This is a genomic window from Erwinia sp. 1181_3 (genome assembly GCF_052824965.1).
Genome location: NZ_VTDE01000010.1, coordinates 18,335 through 34,729, shown reverse-complemented (window position 1 = coordinate 34,729; position 16,395 = coordinate 18,335). Strand labels below are relative to the sequence as shown.

Below are 16,395 nucleotides of genomic sequence, written 5' to 3'. Positions count from 1 at the left end.
TACCTGACTATTTAGGGGCTGAGGATGAGTTAATGGTTTGTTGCGAACTATTCCACGGATACTAGCACCGGATAACAGATGCTTTAATTGCATAATTTCTATTCTGGATGCAAAATTTGCATACTATTTTTGCGATGCGGGAGACGGACAGCGGTGATCGGTAACCTTGAAGTGAAATGGTTTTATGATGTGATTGCACTGGAAGAGAGCCGGAGCTTTACCCTGGCGGCGGAGAAAAGGAACATCTCACAGTCATCGTTTAGCCGACGCATACAGTCGCTGGAATCCGCGCTGGGTTTTATGATTTTTGATCGCAGCAAAAACCCGTTACAGCTGACGCAACAGGGTAAAAACTTCATCGGCTATGCGCGCAATATGCTGGACGATATGGATTTTCAGCTCAACCGCATCAAAGGGTTAGATAACCTCCGGCAGAGCATCAAGATCGATGCCGCGCCCTCTCTTTCCGTGCTGTGGCTGCCCGAAATGATTGCCGGATACAACGACAGTAATGAGCGCATCCACTATGTGGAATCGATTAATGTGAATGATGCGGTCTATAACCTGAAAGAGGGAAAATGTGATTTTATTCTGAGTTTTTATAACGAAGAGTTAATGAACTATCCCTTTGTTCATCACAAGATTTTTGATTCTCATCTCCATCTGGTCACCCCCTGCGATGATGATGGTCAGCCGTTGTACTCCCTGAGCCACGATATTTTGCCGTTAATGAAATACGCTACCGACAGCTATATGGGACGGCAGGTTAACCAGGTGATCGACACATTGTCTGAGGACACTTTTACGCTGCGTTTTGTCTCGTCGATGAGTGAGCTGTTAAAGCGTATGATCGTTAACGGGCAGGGTGTGGGCTGGTTACCGCAGTACTCAATAAAAGAGGAACTCAGCCAGGGAAAACTGGCAATTATGGACCCTTCTGTTTCCCTCGGGATCAGCGCCTATGTTTACCGTTCCGGCTCTAGGCTGAACCTTTCCGCTGAACGGTTTTGGCAGTATATTCGCGCGCAACCGACACGGCGGGAATAACCAATAGTGGGGCTGGTCACTGTCATCAGGATGGATAGAGCTTAGTCATCTTGCAGGGAACTGGTAGGTAAATAAAATTATTGCATTAATTTTATTTTTCTTACAAAAACAAAACAACAATGATAATATGAAAATAATTTTTCAAGGAAGGAGAAATAAAATGGCTGAAATAATTTCTTTAATGTTTTTGTGTGTTGGTGTTATTGCCTTCACCAAGGAGATAAAACTCTTTAAAATTGTATCCAGCATTATGTTGTATTTTTCTTTTGTTGTTGCAAACGGAAGTGTTCCTCTGCAAGTTTCCTATATTTCCATAATACTCATGGTGCTAATAGTTCTGCTCTATGTGAATTCCAGCAAGAAAAATAAAGATATATTTTATTTCTCAATTCCTTGCTGGTTGTTAATTGTTTCGGTTATATTTAAAGTATTTATTTACTGATCGTGAGTTACTTGATTTTCATTAGTTTTTTAGCTATGGATATAAATTCAATCTCACTATTTATGTATATTATCTCTTTTGTTTTTGAATTATACTTCGCCAGGGAAACAGGTGCGCCATCCCCACCATTTTCAATAAAGAATTTTGATCTTATACTGTCATAAAGATTCACGGAACTTATCGGATCCCTTCCGAACTTGTAGGGTGTTGGCGCACTGATCTTATGTTTGCTAGATAACCACCTGGGTAAAATTCTATCGAACCCATCAATTGGAGTTATAAAAGTACTAAAACCGCAATACTCAAGGTTGAAAATTAGTTTTCCATTCTTTTTATCTTTTTCACTAATGCCAATCCCAAAAGAAATTTTGAATTTACCCCAAGTGTTTACATTGCTATAGTTCACCGGGCTATCATTATAAAACAATTCTTGCTCTCTCATTAAATGATAAACAGACTTTACAACCTGAATAGAGGTTGGGCCTATTGTGTTTGCAATGCTCGGTAATCCTGACTTGGTGTATATCTGTTCTTTTATAAGATATATCCCCGTTCCTTTGAAATATTCCATAAAACCTTCCTTGTTTTTTAAACGTAAAATTACTGATGAAGTTATGATTTGATATGCAATCATGAACCAGAACGATAATCATTGTGTCATAATTAAAATTCGCGAAAGTTAAACTCACGCAATGTGAGTTATTACACATATTCAAGGGGGTTGTCTTTAGTAAAAATAATGAAAAAATAAAGAAAATACGGAGGGTTAAAAATGAGTTCTACAGATTCAGCTAAAAACAGCTGGATAAAGAAGGTATTCATTATGGTGAGTGAAAACCATCAGCAGGGTTCGACCGGAAAAAAAGGTCGAACCCTACGTTGAGGCGATTGCTGTAGGGGCGGACCTGCTGTTTCGGTCCGCCCGCTCGCGTCGTTATTCGAAATCGACCCAGGTCGCGCCGGCATCGGCCGACTCAACACAGCGTTCAACCCACTGCACACCGGCAACACCCGCATGAACATCCGGATACCAGAAGTCAGCCAGCAGCGCTTTATCACCACGATCGGTGGCATCCATTGCTACGGCAAAGCGACGATAGAGGTTTGACCAGGCTTCGAACAACCCTTCCGGATGGCCGCCACCGATGCGGTCTTCTTCCAGCGCACGCGGGGCCAGGTAGCCCATGCCGCGCTCCAGAATGCGTACCGGCTCGCCCTGAATTTCATAGCGTAACTGGTTCGGCTGCTCGTCCCACCACTCCAGGCTGGCTTTCGATCCGATCACGCGGATCTTCTGACCATGCATCGATCCGCAGTTCACCGCAGAGCACCACAGCGATCCCACGGCACCGTTGTCGTATTCCATCAGCACAAAGGCGTTATCTTCCAGCGGCGCACGGGTTTTCACAAAGCTCTGACGGGAACACATCAGACGCGTGATTTTCAGATCAGGCAGCATGGTTTCCGCGAGGAACAGCGGATGCGTGGCCAGATCGCCCAGTACGTAGCTTGGTCCGACAAATTTCGGGTCAACACGCCAGCGGGTGCTGGGGTTCGCCAGTTCCACCGCTTCATTGTGGAAGCCGTGGGAGAACGACATATTCACAATACGGATATCGCCCAGCAGGCCTTCCGCAATCATGCTGCGCGCCTGTTGGATCAGCTGATGGCCTGAATAACCGTAGGTGACACCGATGATTTTATTCTGTTTTTTGCTGAGTTCCGCCAGCTCTTTGGCTTCTGCGGTGGTGAAGCACAACGGTTTCTCACACACCACGTGCAGGCCCGATTCCAGCGCGGCTTTACAGATGGCGAAATGCGTGTTGTTCGGCGTGGCGATGGATACGGCTTCAATGCCGTCAGCGCGCCCAGCTTCCTGCTGGAACAACGTCTGATAATCGGGATAGCAGCGATCGCCCGTCACGCCCAGGCTTTCACCGAAGGCGCGGCCGCGTGCCGCATCAATATCAAATGCGCCCGCCACCAGGGTAAAGGTGTTGTCACGCAGTGCCGCTGAACGGTGGATATAGCCGATCTGGCTGGTGCCGCCGCCGCCAACCATGCCCCAGCGCAGGGAGCGATCGAGAGGTTTGATGCCGTTAATCATGGTAAGTCCTTAATCAGAATCCAACAGAGTTGAGGTAACGCAGGCTTTCGGTCACGTCGTGCAGGCTGCCATCGGCATTGCGCGGGTCACGTTCCTGTTCAATGGTGATCCAGCCCTGGTAGTGGCGTTCGGCCAGGAAGGCACGCACTGCCGGGTAGTCGATGGCCCCTTTGCCAATCGGGCACATCACCCCTTCGGCACAGGCGGTGAAGAAGTCCAGCTCACGGGCGATCACATCGCGGAATACCTTGTCGTTAACATCCTTAAAGTGCAGGTAGTCGATACGGTCAAAGTACTGTGCCAGCGCAGGGATCGGGTCCATACCGGCGTAGTACAGATGCCCGGTATCCAGACACAGGCCAGCCACGCTGTGCGGGATGTCCTGCACCAGTTTTGCCAATTCATCGGCAAACTCAATGCTGCCGCCTGCATGCGGATGGATAACCGGGCGCACGCCGTACCCTTTGGCGATACGGCTGATCTCGGTGATGTGGCTCATCATGCGCTGCCAGTCGGTGTCGGACAGGCGCACGGCTTTATCGTACTGCCCGGCAAGACGTGCGCGTTCTGCATCGCCAAAGTCGATAATCACCAGGTAGGGCGCAGGAAGGTTGTCGCCGTGAGTCGGGGTTGCCGTCGGCACTTGCGAGACATTGCGGCACAGGTTATGCGTCAGCTCAATCATCGCCGGGAAGTTCGCTTCGCTCACCAGATCGTCAAAGAGGGTGCCCGCCACAATCGTCAGCCCGTACTGGTTCAGTTTTTCGGTCAGCAGTGCCGGGTCGGTTGGCAGATACGTCCAGGGACCCAGCTCTATGCTCTTGTAACCGGCCTGTGCGGCTTCTTTCAGCACTTTTTCATACGGCGGCAGGTGCGGGTTCTTTGGGTCATCGACGCCCCAGCTGCAGGGTGCGTTAGCAATATGAATAGTCATTTCGGTGTCCTTTCTTTATCAATAAATCGCACTCAGCGAGTGGCTGTTTTGCTTTCTTGTTGGGGGGTGTTGAAGCGTTCCAGAATCAGCGCTTCCATTTTTTCCAGTGAAACCCCTTTGGTTTCAGGCAGCAGAGCTTTCACAAACCACCAGGAAGCCAGTGAACACACCGCGAACAGCAGCAGTGGGAAGGCGCCGTGGAAGTTATCGTTGAGATAGGCGTTCTGGTTCATCATCGGGAAGGACTGGCTGACAAAGAAGTTACCGGCCCACATGGCGCAGATAGAGAAGCCCATGCCAGCACCGCGCAGGCGGGTGGGGAAGATTTCACCAATCACCGTCCACACCACCTGGCCCCAGGTGCCGCCGAACAGGAACATAAAGCCGAACAGGCCGATAACGGAGACCCAGCCGGTCATGCCGCTGTAGAAGGTATAGAAGGTGATCAGCAGGCAGACGGCAGAGCCGAGGGAACCGATCAGCAGCAGTGATTTGCGTCCCATTTTGTCGATCAGCATCATGCCGACCACCACGCCCACAAACTGCAGCACCGCCAGCCAGATGGTCATGTACATCGCTTCCTGCATGTTATGGGTCACGTTCATCAGCAAGGTCGGGCCAAAATACTGGATGACGTTGATGCCGGTGAGCTGGTTAAAGATGGCCAGGCCAACGCCAATCACCAGGAAGATCGAGGTCTTACGGTTGAAGCTGACGCGCTCGCGGTTCACCTGCTTATCGGCGTTATAACGCAGCGACTCCTGGATCTCGTTCATCACGCGTTGTGCATGCTCAGGAGTGGAGATGCGCGACAGGGTTTTCAGTGCCTGCTCGTTGCGGCCGACCATCGCGTTCCAGCGGGGTGACTCAGGAATAAAGCCGACAAACAGGAAGAACAGGATGCAGGGAACAAAGGCGGCACCCAGCATCCAGCGCCAGCCGTAGGCATTCAGCCACTCTGGATCGGCATTTTTGGCAATCAGGTAGTTGGTCAGCAGGACCAGCACCTGGCCGCCAACGCAGCAGATCATGTGCATGGTCATGGCCCGACCGCGATAATCTTTCGGCGCGACTTCGGCAATGTAGATAGGGGAGATCACCGAGGCAAGGCCGATGCCCAGTCCGCCGATAATGCGGAACACCACAAAGGTGGTGAAGTCCGGGGCCAGCGCAGTGCCGGCAACGGAGACCACAAACAGAATGGCGGTGACGATCAGCATTTTTTTACGGCCATAACGGTCAGCCAGTTTTCCTGCCACCAGACAGCCAATAACACAGCCGATGATGACGTTAGACACCGCCCAGCCCGTTTCGGCAGGTGAGAGTTGATAGTGGTGGCTGATAGGTTCGATAGCGCCGGAGATGACCGACGAATCATAGCCAAACAGCAGACCACCGAGGGCAGCAACGGCGCAAATCGCCATCACATAGGCCATGTTATGTTTTGGTGTTGATAGAGGCACGGAGGAGATCCTTCAATTATTATTTGAAGGGAGTATCAAACAAACATTCCATTACCCACAATGATGGAATGTTTGTTTTTTGATGGTGATCTCACTATTTTTGATAGTTTTGGATGATAATATTCTATCATTTGCGCTATTTCAGTGAGTTATTCGATAGTTCTGTCGGATTTCGCTGTTGACCCGCAGTGCGTCAGTAATTCTCTTTGGTTATCAATTCGAAACTGCTGGTCAGGGCGATAAAGCCACCACGTTCCTCGATGCTGGCTTGCTGCATCGCCTCAATGACGCGGGCGGCCAGCTCGTCCAGTCGATGGGCAATCATGATATCCAGCGTGCCGTCGATCAGTGCCAGCTGAGCATCCTGCAACGGGCCGTGGCAGATCAACGTAATCTCCCGCCGCCGGGCACTGTCACGCAGGGCATTGACGACACCTTCCACGCCGCCGCAGGGCGCATAGATCACGGACAATTCCGGGTGGCGATGAATCAGTTCGGCAGTGACCTGATAGCCCCGCTCAACGTTTTCAAAACTCTTAACCGGTTCCAGTACCGTATGGCCGGTGGTGTATTCCCGCAGGTACGAACGGAAGCTGATTTCGCAGGTTTCCTGACATAAAAAGCGATTATCACCGACAATCACCCCGACTTTTCCCGGTGGGCCGCTCAGACGCTGAACAGCCCATGCGGCGGTTCGGCCTGCTTTTCGGTTATCCAGGCCGATATACCCGGCGTGGCCACAGGGCGAGAGATCGGAGAGGACGGTAAACACTTTCACGCCTTTTTGCGTGGCTTTTTCCACCGCCCGACGGATGAGTGCATTATCCAGCGCGATCAGTGCCAGCACGTTAACGTGATCGCTCAGTTCATCAATCGTTGCCGCCGTTTCTTCAATGGCATGGATATCATGAAAGGCGAATTCAATGCGGGTGCCCTCCTGTAAATACGGTGCGGCGTGCTGTTCCAGTGCCCGGGAAAACGTATCGTAGAACGAGTAGTCACGCGACAGCAGAATGACGCCAATCCGCAGCGAACCTGAACTCTGGCGCGGGGCGCTGACGTTAAGAAAATCAGGATCAAAACGATAGCCGAGCCGGGACGCGGCCTGAACCACGCGATGTTCGGTGTCCGGGCGAACGGGAGCTCGTCGGTTCAGTACCCTGTCGACCGTGGCAACACCCACGCCAGCTTCGCGGGCGATGTCGGTTAATGTGGTTTTTTTCATCCTGGATTCCCTGATATAAGCAATGACAAAAAACTATCACGTCTGCCCACAGGGCAACAGTACAGGCAGGGGACTAAATACTCAGGACATGACGCTCATCAGATTATTTTTTTTATTGTGCACAAAATAAGATTTAAAAATTTCATTTTTGGCCGGTGTCAGTAAAGGTAAAAAAACCCAGATATTTCCAAAATTATGCTATCTTTCTGCAAACATACCGCGTGGTATCTTTTAGCCGAAAACGTCATGATTAAATACCCCACATCATCTCATTCACTGCGCGAAGCGCTCTGCTGTGAACGAGGTTATAAGCGTAAAAAACAACCGGAACAGGTCAGAGCGGCGCTGATCCACTCCGCTGCCGAGCTTGCCGCCCTCGAGGGGCTGACAGGGGTCACTGTTCAGGCCGTTTCTGCGGCGGCGGGTGTGACGAAAGGCGGGTTCTTTCATCATTTTCCCCATAAGCAGGCGCTGCTGGATGCGGTCTTCGAGAGTTTCCTCGCCGAGAATGAACAAGCTATTGACCGTGTCATGGCCGCTGACGAGCCATCATCCGGTTGCTTCACGCGTGCGTATATTAGCGTGGCGTTTGATGACATTTTACAGGCAGAGAAAAGCCTGAGGATCCCGTTATCGCTGTCGATGATGGCATCACCCGATCTGTGTGAACGCTGGTCGTTGTGGCTGGCGGGGCGGCTACAACGCCACCACGAGACGGACAGTCTTCCACAGCATGAGGTGGCACGACTGGCGGCTGATGGCGCATGGTTGGCCTATTCACTGGGTAATGGCCGCGGTATACGTGACGCGTTATCCCTGAAAAACATTTTGCTGACACTCACCAGAGAGCGACCTTTATCGTGAAAACGACCTTCAAACAGGAAGTTGTTCATCAACTGCTGCACTGGCTGGAAGGGAATATCCATACGCCGCTGACCATTAACGACTTTGTTGAAAAGTCGGGCTATTCAAAATGGCATCTGCAACGTATTTTCAAAGAGGTGACCGGGCAGAAGCTGGCATCGTATTGTCGTCAGCGGCGGCTGACCTCCAGTGCGGTGATGCTGCGTCTGTTTGATAAACAGATCGATTCCGTTGGCAGTGAGCACGGTTTCTCCAGCCATAACGTCTATCACAAAACGTTTAAGCGCCACTTCAACGTGACGCCCGCACAGTATCGTGATGCGTTGCACTGGTCATGCAAAGGGTTGTGTCCGCCGATTAACCTCAGCGAAATGGCTGTTCCTGAAGGTCAACTGGTCGAGCTGGATGCGATGACCTTGCAGGGGCGCGTGACGGATTATGCTTTCACGCTGGATACCATTTGCCACTTTTGCTGGGATCAACGCGCCATTTTATGGCGGGAGCGACTGGCGTCAGCGGTGGCAAAACCCACTGCGCTGTACGGTCTGACCAATGTGATCAAAGGGGGGCCGCGTGCCGATGATTGCGCCACCCTGCAGTACCTGGCCTGCTTTGATCCTGATACGGCAAGTGGGGAAGAGCCTTTGGTGCAGGTGGATATCGAAAAGCAAACTTATCTGCATTTCACTTTCAGCGGCGATGTGCAGCAGTTCGCTGATTTCATCAAGCTGATTTATGAACATGCTCTGCCGACAGCGGGCGCGGTGCGCCGTGATGGCTACGATATTGAGCGCATCGATCCGCAGCGCATCAGAAGTTCCGCTACCGGTCGCATCGACTACTATGTGCCAGTGATTGTCTGATTGCAGGATCGGGTATGCCCGTTCCCTGTTATCCAGGGACCGGGCATATAACCGTAAACTGTCTGTCGGTGTTATTTCAGCAGTTCAGCTGTCATGTGAACGCCATTGTTGGTATTGGCTTCAGTAATTTTGTAAGACGATGCACCCGCCTGCTGTGCCTGAGCGGCGATACTGGCTTCTGCGCTGTCCAGCGTTGAACCGGTTGCTGTCACGCTTTGTGCGAAGCTGGCGAAAGAAACGGTAGAAAGCACGATAACTGCTGCAAAAGTTTTGATGGATTTCATGGGGTGGTTCCTTTATTAAGTTTGTATGATTGAGGCTTGTTGCCTCGTTGAAAGCAATACTACGCTTGCTAATGAAGTAGTGATAGCGGAGTGATTTGCTCATCTATATCAAATAATTTGATTGAAAATTGACGGCGTTTTACATTGTTTGCAGAACGCTGACTGACAACGTTATTTCACGCTGTAGATTGACGTTGTATGACATTAGCTGCCCGAAAATAGTCCTTCCTTTCGCGTAATAATAAAAATGATTATCATTCAACTTAATGTTACGCTCAGGCGGCCGCTTTGCTCTGTCGCCAGTGAGAACCTATCGTGTCAGCGTTTGAACAGTATTACGTAGAAGTCCTGCGCTTTCTGACGCGTAAGCTGCGCGACCGCGACAGCGCCCAGGAGATGACGCAGGAAACGTTCAGCCGGGCGTTGACGTTGCCATCCGGTGGGCCTGTGCAATCACCGCGCGGCCTGCTCTATCACATCGCACGTAACCTGCTGGTCGACCGCTATCGCCATCAGCAGCGTCAATCCCATGAAAACCTTGATGACATCGATGAATCCTGTATTGTCGCACCCGGCGGCTGGCAGCCTGAGGCCCAGGCCGAAAGCAGCCAGTATGCGGCTCAACTGGTGTCGACTATCGACAGTCTGCCACCGCGCTGTCGTCAGGCGTTCGTGCTGCACCGTTTTGACGGGCTCTCACAGAATGAGGTGGCGAAGCAGATGGGGATTTCCACCAATATGGTTGAAAAACATATTATTCGGGCGATGACGGCCTGCCGGGAATGCAGCGAACGCTGGCAGGACAGCAAGGGATAATGCGATGAATACCTCTGATTCCTCACGCACCGAACGGGCGGAGAAAGCCCAGCACTGGCTACTACAACAGCAGGCGGGGTTAACGCCCCGGCAGCAGCGGGAGTTTGCGCGCTGGCAGGCTGATGACGACAATGCTGCTGAGTTTGCCCGGGCGCAGCGCCTGTGGCAGCAACTGGGTGCGTTGCCTGCGGCTGATATTGCCCGCCTGCGCCAGCAAACCCGGCGCGAACTGTCCGCCCCGACACGGCGGACCCGACTGCTTTGGCCTGCACTGGCAATGCTGTTGCTGGCGGTGCTGGTCTGGCCTGCCTGGCAGAGCCTCGCCCCGGCTCAGTTCGAACAGAGCTACGCCACTGCACGTGGCGAACAGCGTCTGATTACCCTTCCTGACGGCAGTGAACTGAATCTGGATGCAGGCACCCGGCTGCGTGTTGCTTTTTATCCGCAGCGGCGCGAAGTGTGGCTGGAGCAGGGGCAGGCCTTTTTCCAGGTGGCGCATCAGGCAGAACGCCCTCTGACGGTGCGTAGTGGCCCGTCACGGGTGACGGTACTTGGCACCGCCTTCAGCGTTCGTTATATTCCGCACTCGATGAGTGGGGAAGGGGTGGATGTCGCAGTGCGTTCCGGTGCCGTGCGCGTTGGCCCGCTGTCAGGCTGGGAATACAGCTGGTGGCGACTGGTGAAAACCGTTGGACTGTCTCAGGCTGATGCTCATCTTCAGGTGCTGCGCGCCGGGCAACAGGGCCGCAGTGATGCCCGTGGTTTGCTGGTGGCAGAAAACGCCATTGCTCCGCAGGCGGTCGCCCCCTGGCAGCAGGCGCGAGTCAACTTTGATAACACCCCGCTACCGCTGGCGCTGGCCGAATTCGCCCGCTACGGTGCGGTGAACTATCAGGCAGATCCGCAGCTGGCGGATTTGCGCATCACAGGAAGTTTCGAATTGCAGCGGCTGGACAGTTTTGCCAGAGCGCTACCCGCCGTGCTGCCGGTGGTACTGAAGAAGCAGGGTGACAGCACACTGATCGTGCCGCGTAACAGCAAAGCAAAAAAGTCGTAAAAAAAATGGCGATGTGACGTCAGGGTTTTGTCGATTTATGCGTCTACTAAGGGAAATGATTCTTATTACATAACCTTTGGGAACTGACACATGGCTCTGTTTACCTTTGCTGCACTGCCGGGAAAATCTCTTAAATACAGCGCAGTATCGCTGGCTATCGCACTGAATACGCTGGCGCCTTATGCTGCTGCGGCAAGTACAACCGTGGCAGTTTCACTGCCGCAGCAGCCGTTGTCGTCGGCGCTGAACGCGCTGGCACAACAGGCTGGCGTTCAGCTTATCGTTGCGCCATCGGCGGTCGCCAATAAAACCGCCCCTGCCGTGAGCGGCACCATGACGCTGGAAAGCGCCCTCGACCGCCTGTTACAGGGCAGTGGCCTGCACTACAGTCGCCAGAACGATATGGTCACCGTCGAGCCGGGCGATACCCTGGATGGCAACACGCTGACAGTCACCGCCAACAGCGGCCAGCAGGGCGGCAGTGTTCCGCAGCAGACCAGCAGCGCCACCAAAACCAACAGCTCACTGCTGGACGTCCCGCAGTCAGTCTCCGTGATCAGTCGCCAGCAGATGGACCGCCAGAACGTACAAAGTGTGACGGAAGCACTGCGCTATGTGCCGGGGGTAAAAACCGAAACCTACGGCGTTGACCCAAAAGGCTATGACTGGATTTATATTCGTGGCTTCAATGCATTAACCACTAACGACTATCGTGACGGTCTGCGCCAGCTCAACAACAGCTACAGCTATTTCCGTACCGAGCCGTATGCACTGGAACGCATCGATGTGGTACGCGGCCCGTCATCCACCCTGTTTGGCCTGGGTGATGCCGGTGGCATTATCAACCGCGTCAGCAAACTGCCGACCGCCCAGGGCGTGCATGAAGTGGAAGTGCAGCTTGGCAACTTCGACCGCCGCCAGCTGCAGTTCGACCTTAGCGACAAGATTAATGATGACAGCCGTTATCTCTACCGTCTGGTGGGGGTAGCGCGCGACAGCAATACCCAGTTCCAGTACGCCAACGGCCCGAAAGTGAAAGATGATCGCGTGTATATCGCCCCCTCATTCACCTGGCTGCCGAATGCCGACACCAGCCTGACGCTGCGTGCCGACTACCTGCGCGACAGCTCCGGCGGCACCATCGCCGTATTGACGGAGCCTGATGGCAAAGTCACCGATACGCTGCTGGGCGATTACAGCTATAACCATTTCCGCAACGAGCAGTTCACCGTGGGTTATGAGTTTAGTCATCAACTGAATGATGCTATCCAGCTGCGCCAGAACCTGCGTTTTGGTCAGACCGATACCATCCTCAATAACCTGCTGCCGGGCGCGACGGATTACACCGCAGGCACCCAGGCACGCAATGCTGTGCGTTTTGATGAGCATATGCAGGCGTTCAACATCGACAACCAGTTACAGGCTGATTTTGCCACTGGTACGATCAATCACACCTTGCTGACCGGCATCGATTACAGCTGGCTGGACGGTAACGCAAAACGCTTTAACCAGGCTGCTCCGACGCTGAATATCTTCCAGCCCCAGTACGGTGTGGATATTTCTGACCCGACCACGCTGGTGAATAATAACAATCAGACCACCTCCCAGCTTGGCGTCTATGCGCAGGACCAGATCTCCCTGACGCCGAACTGGCTGCTGACCGTGGGGGGGCGGCATGACGATATCAGTATGCGTACCCAGAACAACCTGACGGAGAACACCAGCTGGTTGGATAAAGATGCCTGGACCGGTCGCGCCGGGTTGACCTGGCTGGTGGGTAACGGCCTGGCGCCATATATCAGTTATGCTGAGTCCTTTACGCCGAACAGCGGGACAGACAGCAGCAATAATACGTTCACGCCGAGTAAGGCACACCAGGTTGAGGCCGGGATCAAATACCAGCCCGATCCTGACCTGCTGATGACGCTGGCAGCCTTTGAAATCACCAAAACCAATGTGCTGACCAACGAACTGGTCAATGGCCTGGCGACCGGTTACCAGACGGCCTCAGGCGAAGTGCGTTCACGCGGTATTGAGTGGGAAACCCAGGCGCAGCTGACGCAAAATCTGCATGCGCTGGCGTCTTACAGCTATACCGATACGGAAATAACCAAGAGCAATGACGGCGTGCAAGGCAATAAACAGGCTAACGTCCCGAAACATATGGCGTCAGTATGGTTGAGCTATGGCTTCACCCAGGGCGTGTTGGATGGCCTGACGCTAAACAGTGGCGCACGCTATGTCGGCAGCATGTATGGCGACAACGAAAATACAGTGGCGGTGAAGAACTTTGCCCTGGTGGATGCGGGTGCGGCGTATAAAGTTAACTCGCATCTGACCTTCGGGATGAATGTGCAGAATCTGCTGAACCATCAGTATGTTGGCACCTGTGACGGCACCACCAGCTGCTATCCGGGCCAGGAGCGTACGTTGATTGGTTCCGTGAAATATAACTTCTGATGTCACAGGGATTGTGGCGGCGGCGCGACTGCCTGAAAGCGCTGTTGCTGGCACCGCTGGCGTTCAGTCGCGATCTGTACGCGCAGCCGCTGGCGACAGATCGCATTGTGGCGATTAACTGGGCGGCAGCGGAGCTGATGCTGACGCTCGGGATCACGCCGCTGGCGATCTCCGACAGCGGCTATTTTCGCCGCCGTATTCCCGACCCGGTGCTGCCTGCTGCGGTCAGGGATATCGGCCCTTACTGGGAACCCAATCTGGAGTATCTTGCTCAACTGCGGCCGTCACTGATCCTCAGTGATGCGCTGTCGCCGTCAATCCTGGCGGCGCTGGCGCGGATTGCTCCGGTGGAAGTGGTGAATATCTACCCGGCGGAGGGGGATGCCTGGCAGTCGCTGTGTGACTGGCTGCTGCCGCTGGCGGCCCGGCTTAATCGTTTGGCGCAGGCACAACAATTGTTGGATGCGGCCAGCCAGCATCTGGCTGATTTACGACAGCAACTGGCGACGCGTGCGCGTCCGAAAGTGTGTGTGGCGGTGCTCAATCAGGACGGTAAGCATGCCACGGTTTATGGCCAGCACAGTCTGGTGCAGTGCGTACTGGATCGGCTGGGGCTGGAAAATGCCTGGCAACAGCCGGGTAACCGCATTGGGTTGGCGAATGTCAGCATCGATCGTCTGGCGACTCTGGCTGATACCCGGCTATTTTATAGTGAATTGCCCACTACCGCTGACCGGCTGCGCAAGGCACGGCAGTCCAGCGCGTTGTGGCAGCATCTTCCTCTGGTGCAGCAGGGCGATGCCGTCCCGCTGCCCCCCTTTTTTCCGTTTGGTGGTGTACGCACCGCCCTGCGTCTTGCCGACAGCCTGGCGCTGCGGCTGCTGAGTGAACCCTGATGTCACGCTATGCGCCGCTGGCACTGTTCTGCGGTTTGCTGCTGTTGGCGCTGGCGCTGACGGCCCACCATCTGTTGCCGTTGTTGCACGACCAGGGCAACGGTCACCTGCTGCTGCACTACAGTTTTCTCCCCCGACTGACGATCAGCCTGCTGGCCGGAGGCGCACTGGCGCTGGCCGGTCTGCTTTTCCAGCAGGTACTGCGTAATCCGCTGGCCGAACCTGCCACTCTTGGCGTAGCCGCTGGATCGAATCTGGCGATTGCGCTGGCGCTGGTGCTGGCACCCGGTCTGCTGGTGTGGGGGATGGCACCGGTGGCGCTAGTGGGCGCGGGCATCACCACTCTGTTACTGCTGTTGCTGGTGGCGAAGCAGCAGCTGGCGACGCTGAACATTCTCCTCGCGGGCATGGTACTGAGCCTGTATGCCAGCGCCATTTCTACGCTGCTGGTCATGTTTAACCACGACTATCTCAGCGATTTGTTCAGCTGGCAGGCGGGGGCACTCAGTCAGAATGGCTGGGACAGTGTGCGTCTGCTGTTGCTGCCGTTACTGCTGCTGAGTGGTGGCAGCCTGCTGCTGGCTCGACCGTTAACGCTGATCGGTCTGTCAGAGCAGAGTGCCGCCAGCCTCGGCGCTTCACCGTTGACCGTTCGCCTGCTGACGCTGTTGATCGCCGTGGCGCTCAGTGCGTTGGTCACCAGTCAGCTAGGCATTATCAGCTTTATTGGCCTGGCGGCTCCCGCACTGGTGCGGCTGCTGGGCGTACGCCGTTTCAGCCAGCAGTTACCCTGGACCCTGGCCTTTGGGGCATTGCTGTTATGGCTGATTGACCAACTGGCACAGTCACTTTCTCCCGCAGCGGGCGATGTGCCAACCGGCGCAATTACCGCATTATTCAGTGCGCCGCTGATCCTGCTGCTGCTGTCCCGCCAGCGGACCATTCGTTTTCCTCAGGCCGCAGCGGATGTACCTGCTTTTTCTCCACCATTGGGTGGCCGTAAGATCGCACTACTCCTGTGCCTGCTGTTGCTGACGATCGGCTTGTCGCTGGGATGGAATCGTCAGTTCACTGAAGGGATGCTGCTGGCGTGGCGCTGGCCGCGGCTGCTGGGATCGCTGGCTGCCGGAGCGATGCTGGCGGTGGCGGGTGTGTTAATTCAGCGCCTGACGCGCAACCCGCTGGCCAGCCCTGAGTTGCTGGGCATCAGCAGCGGCGCATCCCTGGCGATACTGCTACTGTTTATGCTGGCGGGACCATTGTCGTGGATGTTTCCTGCCGCGCTGCTCGGCAGCCTGCTGGCGACCGGGGCGATGTTGTGGCTGGGGGCCCGGCGGGGTTTTCAACCACAGCGTCTGGTGCTGGTGGGGTTGTGTCTGACCAGTATCAGCGGAGCGCTGACCAGCCTGCTGATGCTAAGCGGTGACCCGCGTGCGTTGCAATTGCTGAACTGGAGCACTGGCTCGACCGCAGGTATCACGGCCAGCGTTGCGTTGTTCGGGGCAGGGCTGGCGGTCGTGTTGATTCCTTTGACGCTGCTGCTCCGGCGTGGTCTGCAACTGCTGGGATTGGGCACACAGCCCGCGCAGTCGTTGGGGCTGCATTTGCGTACCCATAGTCTGTTAATTCTGCTGCTGGCGGCGGCGCTAACGGCGGGCGGTACGTTGTTGATCGGGCCGCTGAGTTTTGTCGGACTGATCGCTCCACAGCTTGCTCGCTACAGTGGTGCGCGCAGTGTGTCCGCTCAGATTGGGTTGGCAGCATTGCTGGGGGCAACGCTGATGGTGCTGGCCGACTGGCTCGGACGTAACATCGCCTGGCCGTGGCCCGTTTCGGCAGGGATAATTTGCTCACTGATCGGCGCACCCTGGTTTTTATGGCAACTACGTCGGCGCTGAATGAGTGCCGACGCATCTGCCTGCGACTGATATTGGCCA

General features: G+C 54.4%; 15 protein-coding genes. 9 read left to right on the top strand and 6 right to left on the bottom strand.

Features of this window, described 5'->3' with window-relative positions:
• Positions 1-153 precede the first annotated feature (153 nt).
• Both FY046_RS19270 and FY046_RS19265 read left to right on the top strand, forming a co-directional pair.
• Positions 154-1,047: a LysR substrate-binding domain-containing protein gene (locus tag FY046_RS19270; protein ID WP_167864200.1), complete on the top strand. Its 894-nt coding sequence runs from the start codon at positions 154-156 to the stop codon at positions 1,045-1,047.
• A 160-nt stretch (positions 1,048-1,207) separates the two neighbouring features.
• Positions 1,208-1,489 carry a hypothetical protein gene (locus FY046_RS19265; protein WP_133844554.1) on the top strand — a complete coding sequence of 94 codons (282 nt, stop codon included), beginning with the start codon at positions 1,208-1,210 and terminating at the stop codon, positions 1,487-1,489.
• Between the two features lie 7 nt (positions 1,490-1,496).
• Here the strand turns inward: FY046_RS19265 and FY046_RS19260 are convergent, their stop codons facing one another.
• The 5 genes from FY046_RS19260 to FY046_RS19240 all read right to left on the bottom strand — a co-directional run bounded on the left by FY046_RS19260 (position 1,497) and on the right by FY046_RS19240 (position 7,218).
• Positions 1,497-2,060: a hypothetical protein gene (locus tag FY046_RS19260; protein ID WP_238337119.1), complete on the bottom strand. Its 564-nt coding sequence runs from the start codon at positions 2,058-2,060 to the stop codon at positions 1,497-1,499.
• A 363-nt stretch (positions 2,061-2,423) separates the two neighbouring features.
• Complete coding sequence (locus FY046_RS19255; protein WP_133844551.1) at positions 2,424-3,596, bottom strand: Gfo/Idh/MocA family protein; 1,173 nt, start codon at positions 3,594-3,596, stop codon at positions 2,424-2,426.
• A gap of 13 nt (positions 3,597-3,609) precedes the next feature.
• Entirely contained in the window at positions 3,610-4,530 is a 921-nt protein-coding gene (locus tag FY046_RS19250; RefSeq protein ID WP_446186394.1) for a TIM barrel protein, read from the bottom strand.
• A gap of 32 nt (positions 4,531-4,562) precedes the next feature.
• Positions 4,563-5,993, bottom strand: coding sequence for a sugar porter family MFS transporter (locus FY046_RS19245; protein ID WP_227535478.1), 1,431 nt, complete (start codon positions 5,991-5,993; stop codon positions 4,563-4,565).
• Between the two features lie 193 nt (positions 5,994-6,186).
• The gene (locus FY046_RS19240; protein ID WP_446186393.1) at positions 6,187-7,218 is read right to left on the bottom strand and encodes a LacI family DNA-binding transcriptional regulator; all 1,032 of its coding nucleotides are present in this window, start codon (positions 7,216-7,218) and stop codon (positions 6,187-6,189) included.
• Between the two features lie 246 nt (positions 7,219-7,464).
• On the opposite strand from FY046_RS19240, the gene FY046_RS19235 reads away from it, so the two are divergent.
• Together FY046_RS19235 and FY046_RS19230 are read left to right on the top strand one after the other, a co-directional pair.
• Entirely contained in the window at positions 7,465-8,082 is a 618-nt protein-coding gene (locus FY046_RS19235) for a TetR/AcrR family transcriptional regulator (protein WP_339454778.1), read from the top strand.
• Entirely contained in the window at positions 8,079-8,945 is an 867-nt protein-coding gene (locus tag FY046_RS19230; RefSeq protein WP_133844543.1) for a helix-turn-helix domain-containing protein, read from the top strand. The genes FY046_RS19235 and FY046_RS19230 overlap by 4 nt, the downstream gene beginning before the upstream one ends.
• A gap of 71 nt (positions 8,946-9,016) precedes the next feature.
• Here the strand turns inward: FY046_RS19230 and FY046_RS19225 are convergent, their stop codons facing one another.
• A complete protein-coding gene (locus FY046_RS19225) occupies positions 9,017-9,229 on the bottom strand; it encodes a YdgH/BhsA/McbA-like domain containing protein (protein ID WP_133844541.1) in 213 nt (70 codons plus the stop codon).
• A gap of 315 nt (positions 9,230-9,544) precedes the next feature.
• On the opposite strand from FY046_RS19225, the gene FY046_RS19220 reads away from it, so the two are divergent.
• The 5 genes from FY046_RS19220 (at position 9,545) to fhuB (ending at position 16,356) form a co-directional block, all read left to right on the top strand.
• Positions 9,545-10,045 (top strand): RNA polymerase sigma factor, encoded by a 501-nt coding sequence (locus tag FY046_RS19220; protein WP_446186392.1) that lies wholly within the window; start codon positions 9,545-9,547, stop codon positions 10,043-10,045.
• 4 nt (positions 10,046-10,049) lie between these two features.
• Positions 10,050-11,102, top strand: coding sequence for a FecR family protein (locus tag FY046_RS19215; protein WP_446186391.1), 1,053 nt, complete (start codon positions 10,050-10,052; stop codon positions 11,100-11,102).
• A 90-nt stretch (positions 11,103-11,192) separates the two neighbouring features.
• Positions 11,193-13,562, top strand: coding sequence for a TonB-dependent siderophore receptor (locus FY046_RS19210; protein WP_446186390.1), 2,370 nt, complete (start codon positions 11,193-11,195; stop codon positions 13,560-13,562).
• A complete protein-coding gene (locus FY046_RS19205) occupies positions 13,562-14,458 on the top strand; it encodes an ABC transporter substrate-binding protein (RefSeq protein WP_446186389.1) in 897 nt (298 codons plus the stop codon). Before FY046_RS19210 ends, FY046_RS19205 begins: the two co-directional genes overlap by 1 nt.
• Positions 14,458-16,356: a Fe(3+)-hydroxamate ABC transporter permease FhuB gene (fhuB, locus tag FY046_RS19200; protein WP_446186388.1), complete on the top strand. Its 1,899-nt coding sequence runs from the start codon at positions 14,458-14,460 to the stop codon at positions 16,354-16,356. The genes FY046_RS19205 and fhuB overlap by 1 nt, the downstream gene beginning before the upstream one ends.
• The last annotated feature ends 39 nt before the right edge of the window (positions 16,357-16,395 follow it).

Coding starts and splice junctions, on each gene's coding strand:
- FY046_RS19215 (WP_446186391.1), top strand. CDS start 10,050: ATGAATACCTCTGATTCCTCACGCACCGAACGGGCGGAGAAAGCCCAG.
- FY046_RS19240 (WP_446186393.1), bottom strand. CDS start 7,218: ATGAAAAAAACCACATTAACCGACATCGCCCGCGAAGCTGGCGTGGGT.
- FY046_RS19210 (WP_446186390.1), top strand. CDS start 11,193: ATGGCTCTGTTTACCTTTGCTGCACTGCCGGGAAAATCTCTTAAATAC.
- FY046_RS19205 (WP_446186389.1), top strand. CDS start 13,562: ATGTCACAGGGATTGTGGCGGCGGCGCGACTGCCTGAAAGCGCTGTTG.
- FY046_RS19255 (WP_133844551.1), bottom strand. CDS start 3,596: ATGATTAACGGCATCAAACCTCTCGATCGCTCCCTGCGCTGGGGCATG.
- FY046_RS19265 (WP_133844554.1), top strand. CDS start 1,208: ATGGCTGAAATAATTTCTTTAATGTTTTTGTGTGTTGGTGTTATTGCC.
- FY046_RS19225 (WP_133844541.1), bottom strand. CDS start 9,229: ATGAAATCCATCAAAACTTTTGCAGCAGTTATCGTGCTTTCTACCGTT.
- FY046_RS19260 (WP_238337119.1), bottom strand. CDS start 2,060: ATGGAATATTTCAAAGGAACGGGGATATATCTTATAAAAGAACAGATA.
- FY046_RS19235 (WP_339454778.1), top strand. CDS start 7,465: ATGATTAAATACCCCACATCATCTCATTCACTGCGCGAAGCGCTCTGC.
- FY046_RS19250 (WP_446186394.1), bottom strand. CDS start 4,530: ATGACTATTCATATTGCTAACGCACCCTGCAGCTGGGGCGTCGATGAC.
- fhuB (WP_446186388.1), top strand. CDS start 14,458: ATGTCACGCTATGCGCCGCTGGCACTGTTCTGCGGTTTGCTGCTGTTG.